The organism is Streptomyces sp. NPDC021562, assembly GCF_040640875.1.
GTDB lineage: Bacteria > Actinomycetota > Actinomycetes > Streptomycetales > Streptomycetaceae > Streptomyces.
The window spans coordinates 1-1,051 of record NZ_JBFACN010000119.1 but is presented as its reverse complement, the minus strand read 5'-3'; the positions used below and the strand labels follow the sequence as shown (position 1 = coordinate 1,051).

The window sequence follows — 1,051 nt, the reverse complement described above, 5'->3', positions numbered from 1 at the left end:
AAAGACCGGAATGGAAAAAATGGGATGCTCCTTATTTTGAGCATCAGGCAATTTCATGGGATGACTTTCAAAAGCAAAAAGACAAGTATCTTTATCAAGATGATTTTTGGGCGATAGAGACAGATGGAAAGCTTATCGGAACTGTCAGCTATTATTGGGAGCACAAGCCATCAAACTGGCTTGAAATGGGAATCGTCGTATATGATCCAAAGTTTTGGAGCAGTGGATTTGGTACAAAGGCGCTGAAGCTGTGGATAAACCATCTATTTCAAACACTTCCACTTGTAAGAGTCGGCTTTACGACTTGGTCAGGCAATAGGCGCATGATGAAGGTCGGGGAAAAGCTAGGTATGCAGCTCGAAGCGCGGTTAAGAAAATGCCGTTTCTATAATGGTGTTTACTATGATTCGATTCGTATGGGGTTGCTGCGGGAAGAATGGGAAAAGAATAAACGACAGCTTGATAATACTGTTATTAATTGAGAACCCTATCCTCTTTTGCGTAATTGCCCATTGCATCCTAAAAAGAGGTTATGCTACACTTATATTACTAAAGCAGAAGGGATGATGGGTGGCCGATGGATAACTAATCTTATTTTTTCAGTTGAAATGCATAATGCAAATTAAACTAAAATAGGATTAGTCTGCCCATTTTCTATATAGCTGTTTTAAAACAGCTTATTTCATGATGCTTAAAATGTCCGGCTAATCCTTCCAAAATTTATTTTGGGAGGATTTTTTTGTCCTCCCTGTGAAATGAGGGATTGATTATATGAAAGAAATAATGAAATTGCATAATATAAGGTATGAGGTGGGAGATCAGCTCCTGTTTGAAAAGGTAAATGCAGCAGTTCAGCATGAAGATGTCATAGGGATTATCGGCAATAATGGTGCCGGTAAATCAACGCTATTACATTTATTAAACGAAGATATTAAGCCTGCTGACGGGCAAATACAGTGGCTTAATCGAGATTTGGATGTTGTCTTTGTTGTTCAGGAGGCAAAAACACATTTTTAGCTAATAAATCAGTGGAGGAAACACGACTTCTTGA

Annotated in this window: 2 protein-coding genes; both read left to right on the top strand. The window is 38.5% G+C overall.

The genetic code is table 11. The features are described 5' to 3' along the window. Window positions 1–482, top strand: a 482-nt coding sequence (locus AB0G52_RS41375; protein WP_361344520.1) for a GNAT family protein, incomplete at its 5' end; no start/stop codon positions are given. A gap of 328 nt (window positions 483–810) precedes the next feature. Then, window positions 811–1,017 (top strand): ATP-binding cassette domain-containing protein, encoded by a 207-nt coding sequence (locus AB0G52_RS41370; protein ID WP_361344518.1) that lies wholly within the window; start codon window positions 811–813, stop codon window positions 1,015–1,017. The last annotated feature ends 34 nt before the right edge of the window (window positions 1,018–1,051 follow it).